Source organism: Nocardioides oleivorans, assembly GCF_004137255.1.
Lineage (GTDB): Bacteria > Actinomycetota > Actinomycetes > Propionibacteriales > Nocardioidaceae > Nocardioides > Nocardioides oleivorans.
The window spans coordinates 107,644-132,724 of record NZ_SDWT01000001.1 but is presented as its reverse complement, the minus strand read 5'-3'; the positions used below and the strand labels follow the sequence as shown (position 1 = coordinate 132,724).

Annotated in this window: 27 protein-coding genes; 18 read left to right on the top strand and 9 right to left on the bottom strand. The window is 72.7% G+C overall.

What is annotated here, in order from left to right; translation table 11 throughout:
• Positions 1 to 52: 52 nt before the first annotated feature.
• Complete coding sequence (locus EUA93_RS00630) at positions 53 to 1,444, bottom strand: DEAD/DEAH box helicase (RefSeq protein ID WP_165355175.1); 1,392 nt, start codon at positions 1,442 to 1,444, stop codon at positions 53 to 55.
• Between the two features lie 181 nt (positions 1,445 to 1,625).
• Here EUA93_RS00630 and EUA93_RS00625 point away from each other — a divergent pair, with 181 nt between their 5' ends.
• Positions 1,626 to 2,312, top strand: coding sequence for a ferritin-like fold-containing protein (locus EUA93_RS00625; protein ID WP_129397897.1), 687 nt, complete (start codon positions 1,626 to 1,628; stop codon positions 2,310 to 2,312).
• A 48-nt stretch (positions 2,313 to 2,360) separates the two neighbouring features.
• On the opposite strand, the gene EUA93_RS00620 is transcribed toward EUA93_RS00625, so the two are convergent.
• The 3 genes from EUA93_RS00620 to EUA93_RS00610 all read right to left on the bottom strand — a co-directional run bounded on the left by EUA93_RS00620 (position 2,361) and on the right by EUA93_RS00610 (position 3,577).
• Positions 2,361 to 2,675 (bottom strand): GlsB/YeaQ/YmgE family stress response membrane protein, encoded by a 315-nt coding sequence (locus tag EUA93_RS00620; protein ID WP_129397896.1) that lies wholly within the window; start codon positions 2,673 to 2,675, stop codon positions 2,361 to 2,363.
• Between the two features lie 31 nt (positions 2,676 to 2,706).
• Positions 2,707 to 2,925 carry a DUF3107 domain-containing protein gene (locus EUA93_RS00615; RefSeq protein ID WP_129397895.1) on the bottom strand — a complete coding sequence of 73 codons (219 nt, stop codon included), beginning with the start codon at positions 2,923 to 2,925 and terminating at the stop codon, positions 2,707 to 2,709.
• A 64-nt stretch (positions 2,926 to 2,989) separates the two neighbouring features.
• Positions 2,990 to 3,577 (bottom strand): TetR/AcrR family transcriptional regulator, encoded by a 588-nt coding sequence (locus tag EUA93_RS00610; protein WP_129401010.1) that lies wholly within the window; start codon positions 3,575 to 3,577, stop codon positions 2,990 to 2,992.
• Positions 3,578 to 3,787: 210 nt separating this feature from the next.
• On the opposite strand from EUA93_RS00610, the gene moeZ reads away from it, so the two are divergent.
• From moeZ to EUA93_RS00565, 9 genes are all read left to right on the top strand, one after another.
• Positions 3,788 to 4,987, top strand: a complete 1,200-nt coding sequence (gene moeZ / locus EUA93_RS00605; protein ID WP_129397894.1) for an adenylyltransferase/sulfurtransferase MoeZ — start codon at positions 3,788 to 3,790, stop codon at positions 4,985 to 4,987.
• Positions 4,988 to 5,268: 281 nt separating this feature from the next.
• Positions 5,269 to 6,135, top strand: a complete 867-nt coding sequence (locus tag EUA93_RS00600; RefSeq protein WP_129397893.1) for a trypsin-like peptidase domain-containing protein — start codon at positions 5,269 to 5,271, stop codon at positions 6,133 to 6,135.
• 118 nt (positions 6,136 to 6,253) lie between these two features.
• Complete coding sequence (locus EUA93_RS00595; RefSeq protein ID WP_129397892.1) at positions 6,254 to 7,051, top strand: DUF4129 domain-containing protein; 798 nt, start codon at positions 6,254 to 6,256, stop codon at positions 7,049 to 7,051.
• Positions 7,048 to 7,491, top strand: a complete 444-nt coding sequence (locus EUA93_RS00590; protein WP_129397891.1) for a hypothetical protein — start codon at positions 7,048 to 7,050, stop codon at positions 7,489 to 7,491. The genes EUA93_RS00595 and EUA93_RS00590 overlap by 4 nt, the downstream gene beginning before the upstream one ends.
• Positions 7,478 to 8,464, top strand: a complete 987-nt coding sequence (locus EUA93_RS00585) for an AAA family ATPase (RefSeq protein WP_129397890.1) — start codon at positions 7,478 to 7,480, stop codon at positions 8,462 to 8,464. The genes EUA93_RS00590 and EUA93_RS00585 overlap by 14 nt, the downstream gene beginning before the upstream one ends.
• Positions 8,461 to 9,732 carry a DUF58 domain-containing protein gene (locus EUA93_RS00580; RefSeq protein WP_129397889.1) on the top strand — a complete coding sequence of 424 codons (1,272 nt, stop codon included), beginning with the start codon at positions 8,461 to 8,463 and terminating at the stop codon, positions 9,730 to 9,732. Before EUA93_RS00585 ends, EUA93_RS00580 begins: the two co-directional genes overlap by 4 nt.
• Positions 9,732 to 10,217, top strand: coding sequence for a hypothetical protein (locus EUA93_RS00575; protein WP_129397888.1), 486 nt, complete (start codon positions 9,732 to 9,734; stop codon positions 10,215 to 10,217). The genes EUA93_RS00580 and EUA93_RS00575 overlap by 1 nt, the downstream gene beginning before the upstream one ends.
• A 7-nt stretch (positions 10,218 to 10,224) precedes the next feature.
• Positions 10,225 to 10,557: an MGMT family protein gene (locus EUA93_RS00570; protein ID WP_129397887.1), complete on the top strand. Its 333-nt coding sequence runs from the start codon at positions 10,225 to 10,227 to the stop codon at positions 10,555 to 10,557.
• Positions 10,558 to 10,562: 5 nt separating this feature from the next.
• Positions 10,563 to 11,231 carry a lysophospholipid acyltransferase family protein gene (locus tag EUA93_RS00565; protein WP_129397886.1) on the top strand — a complete coding sequence of 223 codons (669 nt, stop codon included), beginning with the start codon at positions 10,563 to 10,565 and terminating at the stop codon, positions 11,229 to 11,231.
• 145 nt (positions 11,232 to 11,376) lie between these two features.
• On the opposite strand, the gene EUA93_RS00560 is transcribed toward EUA93_RS00565, so the two are convergent.
• From EUA93_RS00560 to EUA93_RS00550, 3 genes are all read right to left on the bottom strand, one after another.
• Positions 11,377 to 12,762, bottom strand: coding sequence for a YlbE family protein (locus tag EUA93_RS00560; RefSeq protein ID WP_129397885.1), 1,386 nt, complete (start codon positions 12,760 to 12,762; stop codon positions 11,377 to 11,379).
• Positions 12,759 to 14,243, bottom strand: coding sequence for an FdrA family protein (locus EUA93_RS00555; RefSeq protein WP_129397884.1), 1,485 nt, complete (start codon positions 14,241 to 14,243; stop codon positions 12,759 to 12,761). The genes EUA93_RS00560 and EUA93_RS00555 overlap by 4 nt, the downstream gene beginning before the upstream one ends.
• A gap of 61 nt (positions 14,244 to 14,304) precedes the next feature.
• On the bottom strand, positions 14,305 to 15,057 hold the full coding sequence (locus tag EUA93_RS00550) for an oxamate carbamoyltransferase subunit AllH family protein (protein ID WP_165355004.1): 753 nt from the start codon (positions 15,055 to 15,057) through the stop codon (positions 14,305 to 14,307).
• Between the two features lie 77 nt (positions 15,058 to 15,134).
• On the opposite strand from EUA93_RS00550, the gene EUA93_RS00545 reads away from it, so the two are divergent.
• Genes EUA93_RS00545 through EUA93_RS00535 form a run of 3 tightly spaced genes read left to right on the top strand, consistent with a single transcriptional unit; the run spans position 15,135 to position 18,360 of the window.
• Positions 15,135 to 16,394 carry a PucR family transcriptional regulator gene (locus EUA93_RS00545; protein ID WP_129397882.1) on the top strand — a complete coding sequence of 420 codons (1,260 nt, stop codon included), beginning with the start codon at positions 15,135 to 15,137 and terminating at the stop codon, positions 16,392 to 16,394.
• A 41-nt stretch (positions 16,395 to 16,435) separates the two neighbouring features.
• A complete protein-coding gene (locus EUA93_RS00540; protein ID WP_129397881.1) occupies positions 16,436 to 17,893 on the top strand; it encodes a hypothetical protein in 1,458 nt (485 codons plus the stop codon).
• Entirely contained in the window at positions 17,890 to 18,360 is a 471-nt protein-coding gene (locus tag EUA93_RS00535) for a GNAT family N-acetyltransferase (protein WP_129397880.1), read from the top strand. The genes EUA93_RS00540 and EUA93_RS00535 overlap by 4 nt, the downstream gene beginning before the upstream one ends.
• Before the next feature lie 3 nt (positions 18,361 to 18,363).
• Here the strand turns inward: EUA93_RS00535 and EUA93_RS00530 are convergent, their stop codons facing one another.
• Positions 18,364 to 18,828 (bottom strand): acyl-CoA thioesterase, encoded by a 465-nt coding sequence (locus tag EUA93_RS00530; RefSeq protein ID WP_165355003.1) that lies wholly within the window; start codon positions 18,826 to 18,828, stop codon positions 18,364 to 18,366.
• 143 nt (positions 18,829 to 18,971) lie between these two features.
• Here EUA93_RS00530 and EUA93_RS00525 point away from each other — a divergent pair, with 143 nt between their 5' ends.
• Positions 18,972 to 19,271, top strand: a complete 300-nt coding sequence (locus tag EUA93_RS00525) for a hypothetical protein (protein ID WP_129397878.1) — start codon at positions 18,972 to 18,974, stop codon at positions 19,269 to 19,271.
• Here EUA93_RS00525 and EUA93_RS00520 read toward each other — a convergent pair.
• Positions 19,268 to 19,735, bottom strand: a complete 468-nt coding sequence (locus tag EUA93_RS00520; RefSeq protein WP_129397877.1) for a GNAT family N-acetyltransferase — start codon at positions 19,733 to 19,735, stop codon at positions 19,268 to 19,270. The two genes, EUA93_RS00525 and EUA93_RS00520, sit on opposite strands and share 4 nt — an antisense overlap.
• Before the next feature lie 151 nt (positions 19,736 to 19,886).
• Here EUA93_RS00520 and EUA93_RS00515 point away from each other — a divergent pair, with 151 nt between their 5' ends.
• Genes EUA93_RS00515 through cutA form a run of 4 tightly spaced genes read left to right on the top strand, consistent with a single transcriptional unit; the run spans position 19,887 to position 25,066 of the window.
• Complete coding sequence (locus EUA93_RS00515) at positions 19,887 to 21,284, top strand: uracil-xanthine permease family protein (protein WP_207208568.1); 1,398 nt, start codon at positions 19,887 to 19,889, stop codon at positions 21,282 to 21,284.
• Between the two features lie 4 nt (positions 21,285 to 21,288).
• Positions 21,289 to 22,143, top strand: coding sequence for an FAD binding domain-containing protein (locus EUA93_RS00510; RefSeq protein WP_129397876.1), 855 nt, complete (start codon positions 21,289 to 21,291; stop codon positions 22,141 to 22,143).
• The gene (locus EUA93_RS00505; RefSeq protein ID WP_129397875.1) at positions 22,140 to 22,673 is read left to right on the top strand and encodes a (2Fe-2S)-binding protein; all 534 of its coding nucleotides are present in this window, start codon (positions 22,140 to 22,142) and stop codon (positions 22,671 to 22,673) included. Before EUA93_RS00510 ends, EUA93_RS00505 begins: the two co-directional genes overlap by 4 nt.
• Positions 22,670 to 25,066 (top strand): aerobic carbon-monoxide dehydrogenase large subunit, encoded by a 2,397-nt coding sequence (gene cutA / locus EUA93_RS00500; RefSeq protein WP_129397874.1) that lies wholly within the window; start codon positions 22,670 to 22,672, stop codon positions 25,064 to 25,066. Before EUA93_RS00505 ends, cutA begins: the two co-directional genes overlap by 4 nt.
• The last annotated feature ends 15 nt before the right edge of the window (positions 25,067 to 25,081 follow it).

Here is a 25,081-nt window from a genome sequence, read left to right as displayed (position 1 = left end):
TAGGTGAACCGGTCGCCCGGCCCACCAGATCGTCCCTAGATATCGAGCGTGGTCAGGAGTTGGGCGTCTCGACCGCGGAGCCACCGCGCGTACGGCGACGGTTGCGGTTGCGGCGACGCGGAGCGTCACCGGACTTCTCCGCCGACCCCGCGCCGGACTCGGAGCCCGAGCCGCGGGAGGAGCCGCCGGAGCGGCTGCCGCCACGCGAGCCCTCGCGCGGCGTGCGCTCGGCCTTGGGCGCAGGCGGGGCGGGCGGGACGATGCGGCCCTTGGTGCCGGCCGGGATGCCCTGGTCGTGGAAGAGGTGCTCGGAGGTCGAGTACGTCTCCTGCGGCTCGTCGAAGGGCAGGTCGAGCGTCTTGTTGATCATCTTCCAGCGGTGCACGTCGGCCCAGTCCACGAAGGTGATCGCGGTGCCCGTGGCTCCCGCGCGCCCGGTGCGGCCGATGCGGTGGACGTAGGTCTTGTCGTCCTCGGGGCAGGTGTAGTTGATGACGTGGGACACGCCGCGGACGTCGATGCCGCGGGCCGCGACGTCGGTGCAGACGAGGACCTGGACCTTGTCCTCGCGGAAGCGGGCCAGCGCCTTCTCGCGGGCGACCTGCGCCATGTCACCGTGCAGGGGGGAGGCCTTGAAGCCGCGCTCGGCGAGGTCCTCGGCGATCCGCTGGGCCTGGCGCTTGGTGCGGGTGAAGACGATCATCTTGTCGGCGTCCTCGGCCTGGAGCACGCGCCCGATGATCTCGGGCTTGTCGAGGTCGTGGGCCAGGTAGATGAACTGCGCGGTCGCCGGGACGGTCGCGTTCTCGTAGGACGACTCGGCGCGGATGTTCATCGGGTGGCGCATGTGGGTGCGGGCCAGCGCCACGATCGCGGCGGGCATGGTCGCGGAGAACAGCATCGTCTGGCGGGTCTCGGGGGTCTTCGAGAGCAGCGTGATGACGTCGGGCAGGAAGCCGAGGTCGAGCATCTCGTCGGCCTCGTCGAGGACGAGCGCGTGGACGTGGGAGAGGTCGAGCGCGCGGCGGTTGGCGAGGTCGATGAGGCGTCCGGGCGTGCCGACGACGATGTCGACGCCGGCGTCGAGGGCCTCGAGCTGCGGCTCGTAGCCGACGCCGCCGTAGACGGTGAGGACCCGCAGGCCCATGTCCGCGCTGGCCAGGGCGAGGTCGCCGGAGACCTGGAGCGCGAGCTCACGGGTCGGCGCGACGATCAGCGCCTGCGGCTTGCCCTGCGGCAGGTCGGCGTAGGCCGGGTCGGACGGCGCCACGGAGCGCTGCAGCACCGGGATGCCGAACGCCAGCGTCTTGCCGGTGCCCGTGCGGGCCTGGCCGATGAGGTCGGTGCCGAGCAGGGCGACCGAGAGGGTCATCTCCTGGATGGCGAAGGGGGTGGTGATGCCGGCGCGCTCGAGCGCGTCGCAGATCTGGGCGTGCACGCCCATGTCACGGAAGGTGGTCACGGTGTCGCTTTCAAGAGTCGGGAGGTCCCACACGGATGCGGTCAGTGACTCGGAAAGGATCTGCGAGGGCCCTGCGAAGGGCTACCGACCGCGCACATACAGGCGGCCACCGGCACAGTCGTCGGCGGCTCGGTTGTCCCGATCCTATCGCTAGGCTGCGCGCATGAGCGCATCGGCTGAGGGATCGCCCGACGAGGACTACCGCCTGGCCGCGATCGACCTCCTCGGTGCGATCGCCTACGGCGAGCTCTCGGCCTTCGAGCGGCTGGTCGAGGACGCCAAGATGGCGCCGGGCATCGACGACAAGATCGCCATCGGCGCGATGGCCACCGCGGAGTTCGGGCACCTGCAGAAGCTGGTCGCCCGGATCGCCGAGCTCGGCGCCGATCCGGCCGAGGCGATGCAGGAGTTCCGGGCGAGCTTCGAGGCCTTCCACGCCCACACCGCGCCGGCGGACTACTTCGAGGGCCTGATCAAGGCCTACGTCGGCGACGGCCTCGCCGCGGACTTCTACCGCGAGATCGCGGCCTACCTCGACGCCGAGACCCGCGAGGTCATCATCGCCTCGCTGGAGGACTCCGGGCAGACCGCCTTCATCGTCGACCGGGTGCGCGCGGGCATCGCCGAGGACCACCGGCTCGGCGGCCGCCTCGCGCTGTGGGGTCGCCGGCTGATGGGCGAGGCGCTGACGCAGGCGCAGCGGGTCGCGGGGGACCGCGACGCGCTGACCGCGCTGCTGGCCGGGGGAGTGGACCGGCCAGGGCTCGACCTGGCCGCGCTCGGGCGGATGTTCACCCGGCTCACCGAGCTCCACACGGCCCGGATGGCCGAGCTCGGGCTCGAGGCCTGACGACCGATCTGCCGACCGACCTGACGACCGAACTGACGACCGGCCTGGTCAGGCGTCGCGGTCGTGGCGCCCGGTGATGGTCGCGGCGACCACGACGAGCACGGCCGCCGACCCGACCTGCCACACGTGGCGCCACCAGTCCATGCCGCGGCTGGTGTCGTACATGTCGCCGCCGGGGTTGTTGCCGGACACCCCGAACACGGCGTAGTAGAGGTAGCTGCCGACGAAGGCGCCGACCACGCCGCACACGACCGTCAGCCACAGCGGGATGTTGTCGCGCGACCCCGGCGCCACGGCCTTGCCGAGGAAGCCGATGACGAGGCCGAGGACGACCGTGACGACGACCGTCCAGATCAGCCCCATGGCGCCCCGGCCCCTGCGTGTGCGGGTCGGCTCAGCGGAAGCCGACCGTCGCCGCGGACGGCGAGCCGAGCTCGACGTAGGCGATCTTGTCGGCCGGCACGACGACCGCGCGGCCCTTGGTGTCCTTCAGGTGCAGGACGCCGTTGCCGGCGAGTGCCTCGCCGAGCTGCTTCTCGATGTCCTCGGGCGTGCTGTCGGTGTCGAGCACGAGCTCGCGCTGGGCGTGCTGCACGCCGATCTTGACCTCCACGGGATTTGCTCCTCAGCTCAGGGGGTGGTGCGTTGTACCAGCAGTTCTACAGGGGTGGTGCGGATCAGTGGTCGTCGGTCATCGGGTAACCCCGGATCCCGCGCCACGCCAGGCCCGCGATGAGGGCCGCGGCGTCGTCCTGGGTGATCTCTCCGCCACCCGCGAGCCAGAACCTCGCGGACACCTGCGCCATTCCCACCAGCGACACCGCGAGCAGCTCGGAGGCCTCGTCGGGAAGGCCGGTGTCGCTGCGGATCACGTCGGCGATCAGTGACGCGCACTCGATGGTGACCCGGTCGACCCGCTCGCGCACGTCGGGCTCACTGGTGAGGTCGGACTCGAAGACCAGCCGGAACGCGCCCTCCTCGGAGGCGACGTAGCTGTAGAAGACCTTCATCGTCGCCGCGACCCGGTCCTTGTTGTCCGAGGTGGAGGTGAGGGCCTCGCGGCAGTTCTCGATGATCGTGTCGCACGAGGCGTCGAGCAGCGCGAGGTAGAGGTCGAGCTTGCCCGGGAAGTGCTGGTAGAGCACCGGCTTGGACACGCCCGCCCGCTCGGCGATGTCGTCCATCGCGGCGGCGTGGTAGCCCTGCGCGACGAACACCTCGAGGGCCGACTCCAGCAGCTGGACACGACGCTCGCGTCGAGGCATCCGCCCGCCGCGCGGTCGGGGTGCTTCCTGGTCCAGATGGCCTGCAGTCACGTCGTACTCCTGGGTAGTGCGGTCCGGGTGAGCCTAGCCGCCCGGAGTCCCCCTGCCGGCGTCCGCATCGCGGGACGTCGTCCGGCGCGCCTTGGCGGCGCGGGGAACATGGAGCGCGTCGGTGCTGTTGCACCGGCACCCGATCCGAGGAGAGAAGACGTGTCGTTCGCTGCACTGGTCGAGCCCGCCGCCGACCTCACCATCGACGAGGTACGGCGCTACAGCCGGCACCTGATCATCCCCGACGTCGGGATGACCGGGCAGAAGCGGCTGAAGAACGCGAAGGTGCTGGTCATCGGCGCCGGTGGCCTGGGCTCGCCCGCGCTGCTCTACCTGGCTGCCGCGGGTGTCGGCACGCTCGGCATCTGCGAGTTCGACACGGTCGACGAGTCGAACCTCCAGCGCCAGGTCATCCACGGCGTCAGCGACATCGACAAGCCCAAGGGCCTCTCGGCCAAGGAGTCGATCGCCGAGATCAACCCCTACGTCGAGGTCGTGCTCCACGAGGAGCGCCTCGACAACGACAACGTCTTCGACGTCTTCCGCGGCTACGACCTGATCGTCGACGGCACGGACAACTTCGCCACCCGCTACATGGTCAACGACGCGGCGTACTTCCTCGGGATCCCCTACGTCTGGGGCTCGATCTACCGCTTCGACGGCCAGGCATCGGTGTTCGCGCCGATGCTCGGCGAGGACCTGCCGTGCTACCGCTGCCTCTACCCCGAGCCGCCGCCGCCGGGCATGGTCCCGAGCTGCGCCGAGGGCGGCGTGCTGGGCGTGCTGTGCGCGTCCATCGGCTCGATCCAGGTCAACGAGGCCATCAAGCTGCTGACGGGCATCGGTGAGCCGATCGCCGGCAAGCTGATGATCTACGACGCTCTCGAGATGGAGTACCGCAAGCTCAAGGTCCGCAAGGACCCCAACTGCGCGCTGTGCGGCGAGAACGCCACCGTCACCGAGCTCATCGACTACGACGCCTTCTGCGGTGCGGTCTCCGACGAGGCGGCCGAGGCCGCCGTCGGCTCGACGATCTCGGTCGTCCAGCTCGAGCACATGCTCAAGGAGCGCGAGAACGGCGAGCGCGACTTCGTCCTCGTCGACGTCCGCGAGCCCAACGAGGCCGAGATCAACCACATCCCGGGCTCGGTCCTGATCCCGAAGGGCGAGTTCCTCAACGGCAACGCGCTCACCCAGCTGCCCAGCGACAAGCAGATCGTCATGCACTGCAAGTCGGGCGTGCGCTCGGCCGAGACGCTGGCGATCGTCAAGGGAGCCGGGTACGCCGACGCGGTCCACGTGGGCGGCGGCGTGGTCGCCTGGGTCAGCCAGATCGACCCCAGCCAGCCGACGTACTGACAACTCACGACCGAAGGCCCCCGACCGTGATGGTCGGGGGCCTTCGTCGTGCTCGGGTCAGCCGCGCGTGACCGTGACGGTGCGTGCCTTGATGCCCGTGCCGGTGATCGCGACCTTCAGCCTCGCGGTCGGCGAGGGCCTGGGGGAGAGGGTGACCTTGCCGGAGACAAGGCCGAACTCTTTACCGTCCGAGGACGACCACGGGTGCCTGCCCCACCGTCACGTGGTCACATCTGACTACTCGTGCGTAACCCGTTCGAGCCATCCCTCGTTGGGTGTACATGCGTACCTCCCCGAAGCTCCTCGCCTCCGCCGCGGGCCTCGCCCTCGCCGGAGGGCTAGCCTCGGTCGCGGGCCCGGCGTCCGCGGCACCGACCTGGGCACCTGCCGGCTCGGCCGCCATCACTCCCGGTGTCCAGACGAACACCGAGGGGTCGGGCCAGTGCACGGCCAACTTCGTGCTCACCGACGCTGCCGGCTCGGTCTACGTCGGCCAGGCTGCGCACTGCTCCGGCCTGGGCGAGGCGACCGACACCGACGGCTGCGACGCCGGCACCCTCCCCCTCGGCACGCGGGTGACGTTCAACCGCAACGGCAGCGTCCTGACGCCCGGCACCCAGGTCGGCGCCGGCACGCTGGCCTACAGCTCGTGGAACACGATGCAGTCGCGCGGTGAGACCGACGCGAGCACCTGCGCCTACAACGACTTCGCCCTGGTCAAGGTCGACGCGGCCGACACCGGCAAGGTCAACCCGTCGATCCCGTTCTGGGGCGGACCGGTCGGCATCGACACGACGGGGACCGCCACCGGCGACCGGGTCTACAGCTTCGGCAACTCCGGCCTGCGCGGCGGCGTCGAGCAGCTCTCGCCCAAGACCGGCATCAGCCTCGGGCAGGACGCGGCCGACAACGGCTGGACGCATCCGCTCTACACCGTGACGCCCGGCATCCCCGGTGACTCCGGCAGTGCCTTCCTCGACGCCGACGGCCAGGCGGTCGGCACGCTCTCCACGCTCGGCCTGGCGCCGCTGCCGGCGTCGAACAACATCGGCGACTTCTCCCGCGAGCTCGCCTACGCCCAGCAGCACTCGGGCATCGCGGGCCTGCAGCTCGCCCTCGGGACGGAGCCCTTCACGCCCGTCCTCTGACCTCCCCCACCGCGCGGCGACTCCTTCCCGAAGGGCATCTCGGAGCCCTTCGGCAACGATCCAGCACCATTGCCGCGCCCCGCTCGCATGGCGCGACCCACTCACCTAGGGTCGCGCCATGCGTGTGCTCCCGGCCCTCCCGCCCGGCGTACGCGCCGTGCTGGTGGTCGCCGCGACGACCCTGTTCATGGTGCTCGTCGCGTGGGCGACGCTGATCGGACCGGACGAGGTCTTCACCGGTCCGGGCCCGCAGCCGGCCAGCGTGACGACCGGGACGCAGACCTGCATCCCGCTCCCGGTCACGACCAACCCCGACGGCTCGACCACCGTGCAGACTCCCGACGACGCGGCCGATCGCCCCTACTGCCAGCCGCCCGACACCACGCTGCAGGACGCCCGCGACATGGCCGCCCGGGCGGAGCCGCCCGTCTGGGTGAAGGTCGTCGTCTGGACCTTGGAGGTGCTGCTCCTGGCCGCCGTGCTCGGGCTGCTGGGCTTCCTGGCGTTCGTCGCGGTGCGCTCGATCCGGTTCCGGAGGGGCGAGGAGGCGCGGTCCGCCGTCGCCTTCGACGTGCTCTCCGAGCCGGTCCGCGTGGTCGAGGAGATGGTCGCCGACGCCGAGGCGCAGGACGCCCTGCTGCGCGACGGCGAGCCGCGCAACGCGATCGTGTCGGCCTGGCACCGTTTCGAGGTGCAGGGCGAGCGGGCCGGCGTGCCTCGTCGCGCGTCGGAGACCTCGTCGGAGTACGCCATCCGCGTCCTCGACCTCGTCGCCGCCGACGGCGGGTCGGTGAACCGGCTGGCCGAGCTCTACCGCGAGGCCCGGTTCTCCGACCACCCCATCACCGAGGAGCACCGCGCGATCGCGCTCGACGCGCTGGCCGTGATCCGCCACGGCCTGGGGGTGCGCGCATGAGGCGGCCGCACCTCGAGCGGCAGTGGCGCGCGCGCCTCGTCGGCGCGGCCGCCCTGGGTGCGATCGGCTTCGCGGGCGCGCAGTGGCTCGACTTCGAGCCGCAACCGGTGGCGTACGTCGTGATGGTCGTCGTCGTGTGCGCGCTGGCCTACCTCGTCATCGACACCGTCGACGTCCCCGCCGCCGAGTGGCACCACGGCTTCCCGACCTCGACCGACCGCGTGGACGAGCCCACGTCCGACCTGCGGGTCCTGTCGTCCCACCAGCAGGCCGACCACCCCTCCGACGCCCTGGGCCGTCGGCTCGTGGCCCTGGCGCGCGAGCGCGACCCGGGCCTCGCCGAGGAGGTCCGGCGCGAGCTGGACGGCGTACGTCGCATCCCGCCCGCCGACATCGACCGCATCCTGACCCGAATCGAGGCACTCCGTGACCGCACCTGACCCGCACGCCACCGTCGCCGACTTCGCCGAGCGCGTGCTCGACGAGGTGGGACGCGCCGTCGTCGGCAAGCGCGAGGTGCTCTCACTCGTGCTCGCCGGGATCCTGGCCAAGGGACACGTCCTCCTCGAGGACTTCCCCGGGCTCGGCAAGACGCTCGCCGCCCGCTCGTTCGCCGGCGCGCTCGGCCTGGAGTTCGCGCGGGCCCAGTTCACGCCCGACCTGCTGCCCGCCGACCTCACCGGCTCCTACGTCTACGACCAGCGTCGCGCCGAGTTCGACTTCCGGCCCGGCCCGATCTTCACCGGGCTGCTGCTGGCCGACGAGATCAACCGCACGCCGCCCAAGACGCAGGCCGCGCTGCTCGAGGCGATGCAGGAGGGTCAGGTCACCGTCGAGGGCCAGACCCACCGGCTCACCAGCCCGTTCCACGTCCTCGCGACCGCCAACCCGGTGGAGTACGAGGGCACCTACCCGCTGCCCGAGGCGCAGCTCGACCGCTTCCTGCTGCGCGTGGCCTTCGGGTACCCCAGCGCGGGGGAGGAGTACGACGTCCTGCGCCGGCGGCTCGACCGGCAGCGCGAGGAGGTCGAGATCCACCAGGTGAGCGACGCCGCCGGGCTCGCCGCCGTCCAGGCCGCCGTCGAGCAGGTCGCCGTCGACGAGTCGGTCGCGCGCTACTGCGTCGACCTGGTCGCCGCGACCCGCAGCCACCCCGACGTGCTGACCGGCGCCTCGCCGCGCGGCAGCCTCGGCCTGGTGCTCACCGCGCGTGCCTGGGCGGCGATCCGGGGGCGCGACTACGTCGTGCCCGAGGACGTCAAGGTCGTTGCGCGGGCGGTGCTCGCGCACCGGATCACCGTGAAGCCCGACCTCTGGATGACCCAGGCCTCGGGCGCCCGCGTGGTCGACTCCGTCCTGGGCTCGGTGGAGACGCCGCGCACCCTCGAGTCGCAACCCGGGTCGCACCCGTGACCTCGTGGACGCCGACCCCGTCGTTCGTCCGCGCGAGCGTGCTCGGGCTCGGCGGGCTGGTCGGCGGGGTGGTGCTCGGCCAGGAGGCGCTGGTGGTGCTGGCCGCACCCTTCGTGCCGCTCGCGGCGCTCGGCCTGCTGGGCCGTCCGCGGAGCGCGCCCGGGATCGACGCCCGCCTCGACCACCACCGGCTGCACGAGGGGCAGGGCACGACGTCGCGGCTCGTGGTCGACGACCTCGACGGCGTCGAGCACGTCACCCGGGTCGCCTCCCGCACGCCGCACGTGGCGACGTCGCCGGTCGCCGGCGCGGCCGGGGCCCTGATCGCCGACGGCCTGCCGTCGGTCGGCTTCAGCCCGCGGCGCTGGGGCCGGCGGGCGGTCGGCGCGGAGCGGGTCGCCCTGACCAGCGCCTGGGCCGGGTGGCGGTGGGGACCGGTCGACCTGCCCGAGCACGGCCTCACCGTGCTGCCGCAGACGACGCCGTACGACAGTCGCGCGGAGGTGCCGCAGCCCGACGGGCTCGTCGGCCGGCACCGCTCGCGACGCCTCGGCGGGGGCACCGAGTTCGAGGGCATCCGGCTCTTCGCGTCGGGCGACCGCCTCAAGCGGATCAACTGGCCGGTGTCGCTGCGCACCGGTGACCTGCACGTCATCACCACCCGGGCCGAGCAGGACGCCGGCGTGTGGCTCGTGGTCGACGGGCTGCGCGACATCGGCGTCTCCGGCGGCATCGACGGCGCCGCCAGCAGCCTCGACCTGACCGTGCGGGCCGCGACCGCCCTCGCCGAGCACCACGTCCGCACCGGCGACCGGGTCGGCCTGCTGGTCGTTGCCGCCGACGGCACCCGGGTGCGGCTCGGCTCGGGACCGCGGCACTTCCACCGGATCCAGGGCACCCTCGCCCGGGTGCGCACCGAGGTCCGGGCCGTCGCGCCCGAGCGGCTCGACCTCGGGGCGGGGGCGGGCAGCGTGGTCTACGTCCTCTCGCCGATGCTGGTCACGCCGCTGGTCACCGCGACCGCCAGCCTGCAGCGCAGCGGCGCGTCCGTGGTCGTCATCGACACCCTCGGCGACCGCACGACGGGCGGCGACCGCCTCGCCCTGCCCAGCCTCGCCACCCGGATGCAGGTGATCGAGCGCGACGACCGGCTCCGGAGGCTGGCCGAGCTCGGCACGCCCGTCGTGCCGTGGCGCGGCCCGGGCACCCTCGACACGGTGCTGCAGCAGCTCGCCCGGCGTACCCGCGTGCCGAAGGTCCGTGCCTGATGCCGCGCCACGTCCTCGTGATGCGGGCGCTGCTGTTCGTGCTCCCGGTCGGTGCCCTCGCCCTGGCGCTGCCGGAGGTCCCGCACTGGTTCGTCGTCGGCGGGGTGCTGGTCGCCGCGGCGCAGTGGGCGCGCTCGCCCGACCACGTCGCCGGCGCGGTCGCGCTCGTGCTGGTCGCCTGCTGGTGGGCCGCGCACGGGGTCGTCGACTGGCGGGTCCTCGCGGTCGGGGTGCTGCTCGTGGCCGCGCACGTCGTCTCGACGGTGCTCGCCCTCGGCCCGTCGAGCCTGCCCGTCGACCGTCACGTCGCGCGGCTCTGGGGCGGGCGCGCACTGCTCGTGCTGGTGCCGCTGCCCGTCACCTGGCTCGCGGTCCGCGGGCTCGACCCGGCCCTGGCGCCCTCGTGGGTGTGGCTCGCCGCAGGCGTGCTGACCGTGGCCATGCTCGTCACCACCTCCCGGCTCACGCAGTCGCGGCCCGGGTGAGGCCGTCGTGACGACCCCGGAGGAGCGCGAGCTCTACGTCGAGCTGGTGCTGCAGTGTGCCGAGTCGGTGCCACGCGGACGGGTGACGACCTACGGCGCCATCGCCGACGTCGTCGGCGAGCGGCTCGGCCGCGGCGGTCCCCGCCTCGTCGGCAACGTGATGGCGACCCACGGCGCGGCGGTGCCGTGGTGGCGGGTGGTCCGCGCCGACGGGTCGCTGCCGCCCTCGCACGACGAGGAGGCGCGGCAGGCCTACCTCGAGGAGGCCACGCCGCTCCGGCCGTCCGGGTCCGTGGATCTGGGCCTCGCCTTCTGGCAGCCAGAGCTCAGGGCACAATGACCGACATGCTCTACACGGTGCTGCACAGCGTCGTACCTCCCTTGGCGCGAGCCGTGTGGCGGCCGACGGTCGAGGGCCTGCACCACGTGCCCGACTCCGGCCCGGTGATCGTGGCGAGCAACCACCTCTCCTTCGTGGACAGCGTGGTCATCCCGTGCATCGTGCCGCGCAAGGTCGTCTTCCTGGCGAAGTCCGACTACTTCACCGGCAGTGGCCTGAGGGGCTCCGCGCAGCGCGCCTGGTTCGAGGGACTCGGCATGCTGCCGGTCGACCGCGACGACACCAAGGCCGCGCTGGCCAGCCTCGACACCGCGCTCGAGGTGCTCGGGCGCGGCGAGGCGTTCGGCATCTACCCCGAGGGCACCCGCTCACGCGACGGCCGGATCTACCGCGGCCGCACCGGCGTCGCGCACCTCGCGCTCACCGCCGGCTGCCCGGTCGTCCCGGTCGGCCTGACCGGCACCCCGGACATCCAGCCGATCGGCTCCAACGTGCCGAGGCTCGCCAAGGTGTCCGTGCGCTTCGGCGAGCCGATCCGCGTCGCGGGCGAGTACGACGGCGTACCCACCGGCCGCGCCCGGCGTGACCTCACCGACCGGATCATGGCCGCCATCGGCGGGCTCACCGGCCAGGAGCCCGCCGGCGTCTACAACGAGCGCCCGGTCGACGCCTGAGTCCACTCGTGGGCGGTGAGTGAGCCACATTCCAGGGCGATGGAATGTCGCTGGGCCACCGCTCCCTCGGCGCGTCGGTCACGACACGCCGGTGGGCGGTGAGTGAGCCACCTCCCGCACCCGTCGAATGTGGCTCACTCACCGCTCAAGCAGGTACCTGGGCGGCGAGGGCCGCGAGCGCCTTCGGGAAGATCTCCGCGGGCGGGGTGACGAGCCCGGCGCCGACCTGACCGACACCGGCGACGGCGCCGGCCATGCCGGTGTTGATCTGCGGCAGGATCCCGGTGCGGACGACCTTCGTGACGTCGATGCCTGTGGGCGTGCCCTGGAACTCGAGGACCGGGACCGTCCAGCGGGGGTTCTCCGCGAGGGTGATCTCGTGCATCCGGCGGGTGGTGGCGAGCGCGTCGGGGACGCTGCCCCCGACGAGCCGGACGATCGCGGGGGCGGTCGCCATCGCGAAGCCGCCGATGCCGGCGGTCTCGGTGATCGCGGAGTCGCCGATGTCGGGGTTGGCGTCGTCGGGGCCGTAGTCGCCGAGGAAGAGGCCCTCGGCCACCTGGGCCGGGCCGGTGAACCACTCGTCGCCCGTGCCCGAGACCTGGATGCCGAAGTCGGTGCCGTTGCGGGCCATCGCGACCACCATCGTCGAGCCGGGCACGTCGCGACCGGCGTCGAGCGCGAGCTTGCAGGCGGGCATCGCGAGGTTGAGGAAGAAGTGGTCGTTGCCACCGACGAAGCGGAGCGAGTCCGCGACGTCGGAGCTGTCGAAGCCGGCGTCGACCATCGCGGGGGAGAGGTCGCGCAGCAGCATCAGCGTGCCGGCGCGGTTGCGGTTGTGGGCCTCGTCGCCCATCTGGAGCATCTGGGTGAGGATGCCGGTGACGTCGGTGGCCTCCTCGGTGCCGCGCACCGCAGCCTGCAGCAGGGGGCCGAGCACGTCGCCCATCCAGCGCAGCCGGGTGAGCACCTCGTCGTTGTAGGCGCCGTAGCGCAGCACCTTGCCGAGGCCCTCGTTGAGCGAGCAGTACGTCCGCCGGCCGGTGCTGCGGTCCTCGAGGACCCACATCCACATCGACGGCGTGACGACTCCCGCCATCGGGCCGACGGCGCTGCGGTGGTGGCACGGCTCGAGGCTGACGCTGCTGCCGGACTCGAAGAGCGCGACCGCGTCCTCGGCGTCGTCGACGAGCCCCTCGAGCACGGCGCCGCCCATGAGGGCGCCGCGGAGCGGTCCGGACGCGCGCTCCCACTCGATCGGCGGTCCGGCGTGGAGGAACTGACCCTTCTCCAGACCGAGCACCTCGGACGCCGGGGCGACGTCGACCAGGTGCGCGGTGACGCCGAGCATGGCCTCGACGGCCCTCCGGTTGGCCTCGGTGCGGCGCGGGTCGGTCGCGACCTTCGCGAGGTCGGCCTCGGTCCCGGGCATCGGCGGGCGCCAGTCGACGCGCTCGACGTCGACGGCCTGGCCCTCGACGGCCTCGGCGAACATGTCGGCGCCGACGGTGACGATGGTCGTGTCGCTCATGCGCGTGCTCCGATCAGGTCGAGGGCGCGGCGGGTCGCGGCCGCGTTGGAGAGGTGCACCTCGGCGCCGGCTGCGACGAGCGCGTCGCGCTGGGCGGCGAGGCCCTGGGGGTCGAGCTCGGTGCCGACGAGGCTGACGATGACCGGGATCCGCCGCTCCGCGCGAGCCGCCTCGATGGCGGGTGCCAGCAGCGAGGCGGGGTCGGGCTCGGCGCCGTGGCCGAGGACCAGGTCGAGCAGGATCACGCCGGTCGCCGGGTCGGCGGCCGCACGCGCGAGCTGCTCGTTGCGCAGCGTCGGGTCGATCATCGGGTGGGCGCGGCCCTGGGTGAGGGCGTCGTCGCCGAAGTCGACGAACGTGTGGTCGTCGACGAGGAGCTCGTCGGTGAGCGCGAGGTCGTCGGAGAGCGGGATGTTGCTGCGCACCGGGCCGAGGGCCTCGGTCGCCATCAGCATGGACTCGTCGCAGAGCGTGCCGCCGACGAACAGTCCCCGCAGCAGCGGGCCGCTGGCGGGGCCGGTGCCGTCCGAGCCGTACGACGGCCACGCGGGGGCAGCGTGCCCGAGCCGCGCGAGCACCGACTCGGCGACGGCGGTGAGGTCGCGCTGACCGCGGCCGAGCAGACCGAGCTCGACCGGCGTGCCCAGCCCGTCGGCGTACTCCTGCAGGGATGCGGCGACCTCGGGGGCAGGTGGCTTGGAGACCACCACGACGAGGTCGACGTCGGGGTCCTCGTCGAGGCGGCGCAGGGCCTCGCGGGTGGAGAGACCGCCGACCGCAGAGGAGAGGTCGCGCCCGCCGACGCCGAGCGCGTGGCGCACGCCGACGCCCGGCAGGCTCGTGCCCGCGTGGTCGAGCAGCGCGAGCAGCTGCTGGCAGCCGGTGCCGGACGCGGCGACGATGCCGATCCGGCCGGGACGCACGGTGTTCGCGAAGCCGAGGCCGACGCCGTCGATGACCGCGGTGCCGCAGTCGGGTCCCATCACGAGCGCGCCGCGGGAGGTGGCGTACTGCTTGAGGGCGACCTCCTCGGCGACCGGGACGTTGTCGCTGAAGACCATCACGTCGTGGCCGGCCTCGAGGGCGTCCATCGCCTCGACCGTGGCGCTGGCGCCGGGGACAGAGACGAGTGCGACGGCGCCGGAGCCGGTGCGCCGGAGGGCGGAGCCGGTGGTGCGCGGCGGGGCGACCGTGGTGTCGCCCGAGCCTGGACGCGTGGGCACGAGCGCGGTGTCGACGGCGGCGAGCGCGGCGGCGAGGTCGGCGTCGTCGTCGAGGCGGAGGGCCACGACCATGTCGTTGGGGGAGGAGTCGGGCACGTCGAAGCCCATGCCGGTGAGCACCTCGAGGTTGAGTCCGGTGGCCATCGCCACCTGGGCGGCCGCCACCCCCGGCGCGGCCTGCACTGCGCGGCTCACCTGGAGCAGGGTCACCGAGTCGGCGTACGCGCCGCTCCGGAGCTCGACGTGGTCCGTGCTCACGGGGTCCCCGCGGCGTTGCTCGGAGGAGCGAAGCGGGGGAGTGGAACGTCGTGGGGTGTGGTCATGCAGCCCTCCCGGACTTCTCTTCGAGTGAGGTGAGCGCGAGCTCCGCGCCGGCCATCAGGCCCGCGCCGGAGGTGGCGCCGACGGCGAGCAGCGCCTGCTCGGTCGTCGCGGTGGGGTGGGCGAGCCAGGCCGCCAGCTGGGGCAGCGCCTCGCCCCGGATCGCGCAGTCCAGCAGGGTCGCGGACAGGAGCGTGGTCGCGCCCAGGCGGCGTCGGACGCCGTCGGTGATCGCCTCGTCGTCGCGGCCGAGCGCCGCGCGGGTGGCCAGCCAGCCCGCGACGACGTCGTCGCCGAGCGGGGTGAGGCCGGGGCCGCGGCCGATCAGCCGGTCGAGGTCGGGCTCGGTCAGGCGTCCCTCGGCCGGCAGCTCGAGGCCGTCCAGCCGGGACGTCACGGCGTCCGAGTGCTTGGCCGAGCACGTGTCATGACGTCCGACCCGGGTGATGCGCGGGTCCACCAGGCGCGCGACCCGGACCTCGCAGTCGCCGACCACGAGCGTCCCGTCGCTGACGACCACGGGACGACCGGCCAGCGGCGTGAGGTCGTCGAGCGTCGACCAGAGGGCGCAGGGCACGCGGGTCGCCGATGCCGAGACCAGCCCGAGGCACCAGCCGTCGAGGTCGACGTACAACGCCGTGGCGCTCGCGTGGAGCACGTCGCGCGGCCCGTCGACCGCCTCGGCCAGTCGCTCCGCGACGCGCGTGGGGGCGGCGGCCCCGATCGAGCGGGGGACGTGGCGGGGGATCACCTCGCCGACGCTATCGGGCCATGACACACTCGCCGATGTGAGTTCCTGACAAGCAAGGGGCAGAAGTGGGCCAAGACTTGATAAGCGACCCGGACGCCGTCGCGGCGCTCGAGCGCGCCGATGCACTGCACACGGCGCTGTCGCACATCGTGCTGGAAGGCGGAGACCTGGCCGCGATCGCCGAGGCGGTCGGCGACGCCCTGGGGTGCGGGGTCGTGTTCACCTCGACCGACGGCCGCGAGCGTGCAGCCCACCTCGACGAGGCCCAGCGGGAGTCCCTGTCCGCTGCCGACCTGTGGGATCAGACGGGCCGGCTGCGCGTCGAGCGGATCGACCCCGACGGCACGGCGGTCGGGGGCGGGGAAGCACTGGTACGCCGGGTGGTGGCCGCCGGCGTCGACCTCGCGCGGCTGGTGGCCCTGCGCCCCGACGGCCGGATCCACGCCTCCGACGTGCACGCCCTCGAGCGCGCGGCGATCGTCGCGGCGCTGCTGGTGACGCGGGTCGAGGCGATCACCGCGGTGGAGAACAAGTACCGCGGCGACTTCCTGCGCGACGTCTTCCTCGGCCGGGCCGGCGAGGACGACTACGTCGCCGAGCACGCCCAGGCCTTCGGCTGGCAGCTCGGCCGGCCCGTGGTTGTGGTGGTCGCGACGCTCGACCCCGACGCGATCGCAGCCCTGCGCCCCGGGCCGGAGGAGCGCCGCGCGTGGCAGGACCGCTTCGCCCACGCGTGGCGGCAGGTGGCTGCCGCAGCCGACGACAGCATCGCCTCGGTCGCGTTCAGCCGCGAGGTCGTCACCCTGGTGCCGCTGGCCCCGGGCTCCGACGTCGGCGCCGGTCACGCCGCGGTCGACCGGATCGTCGAGGCCGTGCGCGGTGACCGCGGGGGTGGCCGGATCGCGTTCTCGGCCGGCGTGAGCCGGGTCGCCGAGGGCCTCGGCGAGCTGCCCGAGGCCTTCCGCCAGGCCCAGCGCGCGGTCGAGATCGGTCGCCGCGTCCACGGCGGTGGGTCGGTGACCCGCTTCGACCAGCTCGGCCTGCACCGCCTGCTCGCGCTGGTGCCGGACGGCGCCGAGCTGACGGCGTTCGCCGCCGACGTGCTCGGACCGCTCGCCGAGCGCACCCCCGAGGCGGCCGACCTCCGCGAGACCCTGCAGGTGCTGCTCGACACCAACTTCAACGTCGCCGAGGCCGCTCGCGCCCAGTTCTTCCACTACAACACGATGCGCTACCGCGTCGGCAAGCTGCAGCGGATCCTCGGGCCCGTGGCGACCGACCCGCACCTGCGCCTCGACGTCGCCGTCGCGCTGCGTGCGTTGGAGATCGTCGGCTGAGGCAGGCGTAGGGTCGGGAACCACCTGTCCGGGAGGTCCTGGTGCGCATGCTCCGTCACCGCCTGCTGCCCGCGCTCGTTGTCGTGGCGGTGGGCGTCCCGCTCGCCGCGTCGGGTGCGCAGCCTGCCGAGCCGTCCCCGGACCGCGTCGTCGCACAGCTCCGCGCGGGCGCTCCCGGGCAGTGGAGCCCCCTGCACGCGGCGAGCGACGGCAGCCTCGCGATCGCGCTCGCCGACGGCAGCACCGCGCTGGTCAGCGTCGGTGGCGACCACGACGCGACGGTCTTCGACCAGCGCCTGGCCGCTGACGGCTCGCTCGGTCCCCGGGCGGAGGTGACGAGCCTCGACGACGTCGAGGACTGTCGCGTCGTCGACGCGGCGACGGCCGTCTCGAACCTCGCGGTCGCCGTGGAGTGCGCGGTGAAGACCGGTGTCGAGGAACCCCCGACCCGCCTGCTGCAGCTGGTGTGGAGGGGTGACGACGGCTGGGTGTGGAAGGTGCGGCCCGAGGGCGAGATCGGGTCGGTGGACTACTCGCCGCAGGGCCAGTACGCCCTGTTCACCAGCAACAGCGGCTACGGGCGGCCGCACCACCTGACGAGCTACCACCCCGACCTCGGCTGGCGCGACCTGGCCCGACCGGAGCTCCCCCTCAACACGGGCGAGGACATGATCGCCGCGATCAACGACACCGGGAGCCTGCTCACCGTGCGCAGCGGTGGCTACGAGGAGGAGCCCGGGTCCTGGTACGGCGGGCTCCTCCGGATCGACGGCTACAACGCGAGCACCGAGGAGTGGACGACCAAGCACACCCGTCGCCGGCCGTCCGGCGGGTTCACCGCCCGAGCCGTGGACGTCGCGGGAGGCCGCTTCGTGGCGACCGTCTCGCAGAACCGCTCGACCGGCGAGCTCTACGGCCGTGACTCCCGCGTCCTGGTGCTGTCGGGGAAGCCGTCCCACCCGCGCTCCTGGACATCGCGCTGGACGTACGGCGTGGCCGCCGGCCGCGCGGCGATCACCGACTCCGGCGTGGGCGTCGTCGCCTGGCAGGCGGCCGGCAAGCCGGATCCCACGGACCTGCCGCTGGGAGCCTCGCCCGTGAGCCAGCTGCGCAGCTGGGTCGCGACGTGGGCCCCCTCGCGCGGCCGCCCCACCGCCGAGCGCCTCGCCGGGAGCACCACGGAGGGCAACGTCTCGTGGTACGACCGCTCCCTCGACCTGTCGGTCGACGGCGACGGGCGCGGGGTCGTGGCGCACGTGCGGCACGAGCGCGACGCGACCGACTGGGCGGTGACGGCTCGGTCGTTCACGGTCGGCCCCCGCGGTCGCATGCGTGGGGCGATCGAGCAGACCTGGCGGCTGCCGGCGGATCCGACCCTCGACGTGGTCGCCAGCCGCGGGAACACCAGCATCACGCTGGGCTCGCTGGTGGGGCCGGAGCACCCGGCGCCCGACGTGCAGTACGCCGTCCGGGCACCCGACGCCACCCCGCGCAGGTGAGCGGCCTCGCCATCGCGCCCCTGTCGCGCGAGCACGCGCTCGACATCTGCGCGTGGCGCTACGACCCGCCGTACTCCTCCTACGACATGACCGGCGCCGACCCGGACTGGCTGCTCGACCCCGCGTCCGGCTTCCACGCGGTGCTCTCGGGCGACGAGCTCGTCGGGTTCCGCTCCTACGGCGAGGACGGCCGCGTCCCCGGGTGGGAGTACGACGACCGCGCACTCGACACCGGCGGCGGGCTCCGGCCGTCGCTCACCGGACGGGGCCTCGGTCCGGTCGCCGTCGCGGTCGGTCTGGCCCACGGGCGGGCCGCCTTCGCGCCGCCGGCGTTCAGGGTGACCGTCGCGTCGTTCAACGCCCGCGCCCTGCGGGTCGTCGAGGGCCTCGGCTTCTCCCGCGTCGGGCGGTTCGCGTCGACCCACGACGGGCAGGACTTCGAGGTGCTGGTGCGACCGGAGCCGTGATGCTCAGCGGCGCATGGACACCGGATCGCCGAGGTAGCGCTCGAGGTCGGCCCGCACCGCGTCGCTGAGCCGCCACGCCGTCTGGGCGCGGTGGTCCCACAGCACGTTGACGCACTCCCACGCCACGGCCGGGGCGCCGCCCTCCTCGACCCGGATCTCGGCGCCGACGGTGAACGACGAGCTCCCGATCCGGGTGACCCACAAGGTGGCGAGGAACGGCTGGTAGGGCACGAAGCGCATCTCGGCGTGGTACTCGATCGCCTGCGACGCCACGAGCTCGGAGACCCCGTCGTCGACGGCGTGCAGCAGCCCGGTCTGTCCTGTGGGAAGGCCGGGCAGCGGGGCGAAGCGGAAGAACTCGAGCCGCGCCTCGTCGAGCACCCGGACGGCCTCGACGTTGTCCACGTGGCCGGCGAGGTTGATGTCGCGGTAGCGCGCCTGGATCCGGGTGGTGAAGGTGTCGCCCATGGCGGCAGTCTCCCGGTGGCGCGGCTCGGCCCGATCGACCGGGTGGCCCCGGGCCCGGCCGGGGCTCCATGTCGCTCCGCCATGTTCCATCGCAGAATGACAATATTCGATCAAGTGCTCGATGAGCGGATAACCTGATCTACGTGGCGGGCGGGATGGGCAGGAGGGACGACGAGCGGGAGACGCTGGCCCAGCGCGTCGCCAACACCCGCGCCCGGCAGGCAGGTCAGCAGTCCGCGCCGGCCCGTGAGGTGGAGCCGTCGCCGCCGCCGGTCAAGCACGCCTGGTACGACGGGCCGCGCGGGCGCCAGGCGGTCCTGCTGCTGGCGTGGCGCAACATCCAGGGCAGGTACGACGGCCGCATCTGCGTCGCGGTGCCCGACGAGGGCGGCTGGGCGATCGTCGAGATGTGGGTGGACGGAGCGATGCTGTCGCCGGCCTAGAGGTGCTTGGCCAAGAACACCCGGGTGAGCCCGCGCTCGGTGGCGCGGTGGGTCTCGACGTAGCCGAGTCGCGCGTAGAGCTGCTGGTTCTCGACCATCGTCACGTGGGTGTAGAGCCGGATCCGGGCGAGCCCGAGGGCCTGCGCCCGGAGCTCGGCGTGGGACAGCAGCAGGCGCCCGGTCCCTCGGCCGTGGTGCGAGGGGCGGACGGCGACGTTGTCGAGCAGGAGGCCGTCCTCCTCGGGCACCAGCAGGAGGAAGCCGACGACCGCCGCGTCGGCCACCGCGACCCAGGCCTCGACGTCGCCCGAGGACAGGGCCGAGGCGTAGTCGGTGTCCATCGGGCCCGGGCGGAGGCCGCCCATCCGCTCGAGGTAGGGGAAGTACGCCGCCTCCGCGATGTCGGCGACCGCGGCCGCGTCGGCGGGGGTGGCGCGCCGCAGCGAGGTGGCAGGCAGACCCATGCACCCAATCTAGTGACGACCGTAACGCGCGGGAGAACTTGTCATCGAACCCGGCGTTCCTTCGGCAAGTGTCGCCAGTGAGGGTGTGAGATGGGCCGCACTAGTTTGTGGCATCTCGGGTAACTCACCCCTGCGAATCTGGAGGCCTGACATGTCGATGTTCAAGTGGGACGTGGTCGATCCCGCTCCGGGCGAGGTGGTGCTCCCGCACCAGCGCCTCCCGTGGGGCAAGACCCTCGGTCTCGGTGCCCAGCACGTGGTCGCGATGTTCGGTGCGACCTTCGTCTTCCCGCTGGTGATGGGGCTCGACGCCAACCTCGCCATCATGTTCTCGGGCCTCTGCACGATCCTGTTCCTGCTCATCGTCCAGAACCGGGTGCCCAGCTACCTCGGCACGAGCGCGTCGTTCGTCGCGTCGGTCGCGGCGATCCGCCTGCTCGACGAGGGCAACGACTCGTCCTACGTCACCGGCGCGATCCTGGTCGGCGGCCTCGTGCTCGCCGCCGTCGGCGTGCTCGTGCACTTCGCCGGGGCCGAGCTGATCCACAAGATCCTGCCGCCGGCCGTCACCGGCGCCGTGGTCATGCTCATCGGCTTCAACCTCGCGCCGGTCGTCGCAGGCGTCTACTGGCCCCAGGACCAGTGGATCGCGCTGCTCACCGCCGCGTTCATGGTCTTCGCGGCCGTGATGCTGCCGGGCTTCTGGTCGCGCATCGCGGTCTTCCTCGCGCTCATCTTCGGCTACGTCCTGTCGTGGGTCGCCGACCTCGTCCTCGGCCCCATCACGTCGGTCCTCGGCGGTGCCACCGAGGCGACCGAGCACGACCGCGTCTCCTGGGCGGGCGTGCAGGCCGCCGACTGGATCGGCCTGCCGAGCGGCACGCTCGCCGACGGCGTCTCCGTCGTGCACGGCCCGTCGTTCTCGCTCACCGCGATCCTCCTCGTCCTGCCCGGCGTCATCGCGCTCGTCGCCGAGAACACCGGCCACGTCAAGGCGGTCGCCGAGATGACGGGTGAGAACCTCGACCCCTACATGGGCCGCGCGATCGGTGCCGACGGCATCGCGACCGCCTTCGCCAGCGCCTTCGGCGGCTCGCCGACCACGACGTACGCCGAGAACATCGGCGTCATGGGTGCCACGCGGGTCTACTCGAGCGCGGCCTACTACGTCGCCGCGGGCGTCGCCATCCTGCTCGGCCTGTGCCCCAAGTTCGGCGCCATCGTGAGTGCGACCCCGGGCGGTGTGCTCGGCGGCATCACGGTTGTCCTCTACGGGATGATCGGTCTCGTGGGCGCGAAGATCTGGGTCGAGAACAAGGTCGACTTCGGCAACCCGGTCAACATGGTCGGTCTCGCCGCAGGCATCATCGTCGGCATCGGCGGCGTCACCCTGACCTTCGGTGACGACTTCCAGCTCGGCGGCATCTCGCTCGGCACGATCCTGGTCATCGCCTTCTTCCACATGGTCAAGGGCCGCACCGGTGACGGTGCCGGCGGCGTCACCCAGAACCTCAGCCACCCCGAGTCCGCAGACGGCGAGGCCAAGTAACCCCGTGAAGCCCGCACCCTTCGCCTACCTGCGTCCGACCACCCTCGAGGAAGCCCTCGCGGCGCTCGCGGAGGACCAGGGGGCGAAGGTGCTGGCCGGCGGCCAGTCCCTGGTCCCGCTGCTGTCCATGCGCCTGGCGGCGCCCTCGAGGCTCGTCGACATCAACGCCCTGCCCGACCTGGGACTGGTCGAGGCCGACGGGTCCGGGGTCCGGATCGGCGCCCTCGCCCGTCACGCCGAGGTCCTCGCCTCGGCGGACGCGGCCGAGGTCCAGCCGCTGCTCGCGATGGCGCTGTCCCACGTCGCCCACCCCACGATCCGCAACAGGGGCACGACGGTGGGCTCGCTCGTGCACGCCGACGCCGCGGCCGAGATGCCGATGGTGCTGCGACTGCTGGAGGGATCGGTGGACGTCGCGTCGGTGCGCGGTCGTCGTACGATCCCGGCCGCCGAGCTGTTCGCCGGCCCGCTCGAGTCGACGCTGGCCCACGACGAGCTCGCGGTCGGCGCATCCTTCCCGGCCCTCGCGCCCGGCGGGGGCGTGGCGTTCCAGGAGATCGCCCGGCGCCACGGCGACTACGCCCTCGTCGGCGTCGCCGCCCTCGTGCAGCTGGGGACGGGCCCGGACGCCGACACCGTCACCAGCGCCCGGCTCGGCTTCGTCTCGGTCAGCGACGTCCCGACCGTCGTCGACGTCACCGACGCCCTCGACGCGCCGGCCGAGAAGGCCCTGGCCGGTCTCGACCCCGCCGACGACATCCACGCGACCGCCGCCTACCGCGCCCACCTCGTCAAGGTGCTGGTGCCAAAGGTCCTGGCGGCCGCGACCGACCACGCGCACACCAGGAGGGCCCGATGAGCATCCAGCCCAGCCCGTCAGGGGAGGAGCTCCACGACGTCCGGTTGCACGTCAACGGGACCGTCCACGAGGTGCGGGTCCCGGCTCGGCGCCTGCTCTCCGACGCCCTGCGCCACGACCTCGGCCTCACCGGCACCCACGTCGGCTGCGAGCACGGCGTCTGCGGCGCCTGCACGATCCTCGTCGACGGCCGGCCGATGCGGTCCTGCCTGATGTTCGCGGTCTCGGCCGTCGACTCCGAGATCACGACCGTCGAGGGGCTCACCGAGCCGGACGGCACCGCCCAGGGGCGGCTGAGCCCCGTGCAGCAGGGCTTCCAGGACTGCCACGGCCTCCAGTGCGGCTTCTGCACGCCGGGCTTCCTCACCACGATCACGGCCGGGCTGCGCGACAACCCCGACCCCACCGAGGACGAGGCGCGGGAGATGATCGCGGGCAACCTGTGCCGCTGCACCGGCTACCAGAACATCGTGAAGTCGGTGCTCCGTGCCAGCGAGATCCAGCGGGAGACCGGCGAGGAGCGCGAGTGACCACCAAGCTGTTCGGCACCAAGGTCCCGCGGGTCGAGGACCAGCGCTTCCTGCGCGGCCAGGGCCGCTACGTCGACGACCTGCTCACCGACGACCCGCGGCTGCTGCACTCCGCGGTCCTCCGCTCGCCCCACGCGCACGCGCGCATCGTCGACATCGACGTCTCCGACCTGCTCGACATCGAGGGCGTGCTGGCCGTGTGGACGTGGGACGACCTCACCGGCCCGATGGCCGAGCCGCTGCCCCTGCTGATCCCGCACCCGACGCTGACCCACGGCCGCACGCAGTACGCCCTGGCGAAGGACGAGGTCAACTACGTCGGCGAGGCGATCGCCTTCGTCGTCGCGGTCGACCGCTACGTCGCCGAGGACGCCGTGTCGCGGATCCGCGTCGACTACGAGCAGCTGAAGCCGGTCGTCGGCATCGCCGCGGCCCGCGCGGCCGCCAACGCCGTCCACGACGACGTGCCCGACAACATCGGTGCGCGGATGACGCAGGAGAACGGCGACGCCCGCGCCGCTATCGAGGACGCACCCCACGTGCTGACCCTCGAGCTCGACATCGAGCGCTCGGCCTGTACGCCGATGGAGGGCCGCGGCACCGTCGCACGGTGGGACCCCGACACGTCCCGCCTGACGGTGTGGAGCTCGACCCAGACGAGCACCGGTGTGCGGGGCTGCGTGGCCGCCAAGCTCGGGCTCGACCTGGCCAAGGTCGACGTGATCACGCCCGACGTGGGCGGTGGCTTCGGCGTGAAGATCAACCACCCCTGGCCCGAGGAGCTGCTGGTCCCGCTGGCGGCGATGACGCTGGGTCGGCCGGTGAAGTTCACCGAGGACCGGCGCGAGCACTTCATCTCCTCGGCCCACGAGCGCGCGCAGCAGCACCACGTCGAGGTCGGCTTCGACGACGACGGTCGCGTGCTCGGCCTGCACGTGCAGTTCTGGCACGACCACGGCGCCTACACGCCCTACGGCCTGATCGTCCCGATCATCACCTCGACGCAGCTGCTCGGCCCCTACAAGCCGGACAACTACCGGGTCACCTTCGAGTCGCTCTACACCAACACGGTGATCGTCACGCCCTACCGCGGCGCCGGTCGCCCGCAGGGCTGCTTCGTGATGGAGCGGACGATGGACGCGATCGCCGGCTACCTCGGCAAGGACCGCACCGAGGTCCGCTCGACCAACTTCATCCAGCCCGACGAGTTCCCCTACGAGCACGGCCTGGTCTTCCAGGACGGCCGCCCGCTGACCTATGACTCCGGTGACTACCCCGCCTCGCTCGCCAAGCTCAAGGAGCTCGTCGGCTGGGACGAGTTCGAGGACTTCCGCGCCGAGATGGCCGCCCAGGGGCGACGGGTCGGCATCGGCCTGGCCTGCTACGTCGAGGGCACCGGCGTCGGCCCCTACGAGGGCGCGCACGTGCACATCGAGACGTCCGGCAAGGTCAAGGTCGCGACCGGCCTCACCACCCAGGGCCAGGGCCACCAGACCGCGTTCGCGCAGATCGTCGCCGACACCCTCGGCGTGCGCTTCGAGGACGTCGAGATCACCACCGGCGACACCCGCAAGATGCCCTACGCCGTCGGCACGTTCGCCTCCCGCGCGGCCGTGATGAGCGGCTCGGCGATCCACCTCGCGGCGCTGCGGGCCAGGGAGAAGGCGCTGCGGATCGCCGCCGAGGCGCTCGAGGCCGCCGAGGACGACCTCGAGATCGCCGACGGCGTGGTCTCCGTGCGGGGGACCGACGCGTCGATCGACCTCGGCACCGTCGCCGTGCTGTCCAACCCCCTGCGCTACGCCTTCGACGAGGCGTCCAAGGCCGCCACCCAGTTCTCCGTCGGCGACCCCGGCAAGCCGCCGGTCGCCGAGGACGACGAGCCGGGCCTGGAGGGCAAGGACTTCTACTCGCCCGAGCGCTCCACCTTCGCCAACGGCATGCACGCCGTGATCGTCGAGACCGACCCCGACACGGCCGAGATCACGATCCTCAAGTACGCCGTCGTCCACGACTGCGGCCACCTGATCAACCCGATGATCGTCGAGGGCCAGATCCACGGCGGGGTCGCGCAGGGCGTCGGCGGTGCGCTCTACGAGCGGATGGAGTACGACGAGTCGGGGCAGCTGCTCAACGCCTCGTTCATGGACTTCCTGATGCCCTACGTCACGGAGGTCCCCACGACCATCGACATCGACCACCTCGAGACCCCGTCGCCGCTCAACCCGCTCGGCATCAAGGGCGCCGGCGAGGCGGGAGTGATCCCGTCGGCCGCCGTCTTCGCCGCCGCCATCGAGGACGCGGAGGGCTTCGCCATCACGGCGATGCCCATCTCGCCGTCCGAGCTCTTCGACCTGCGGCTCGCGCACGACAACCCCTCGATCGCTGGTTGAGGAGGGCGCCCCGCG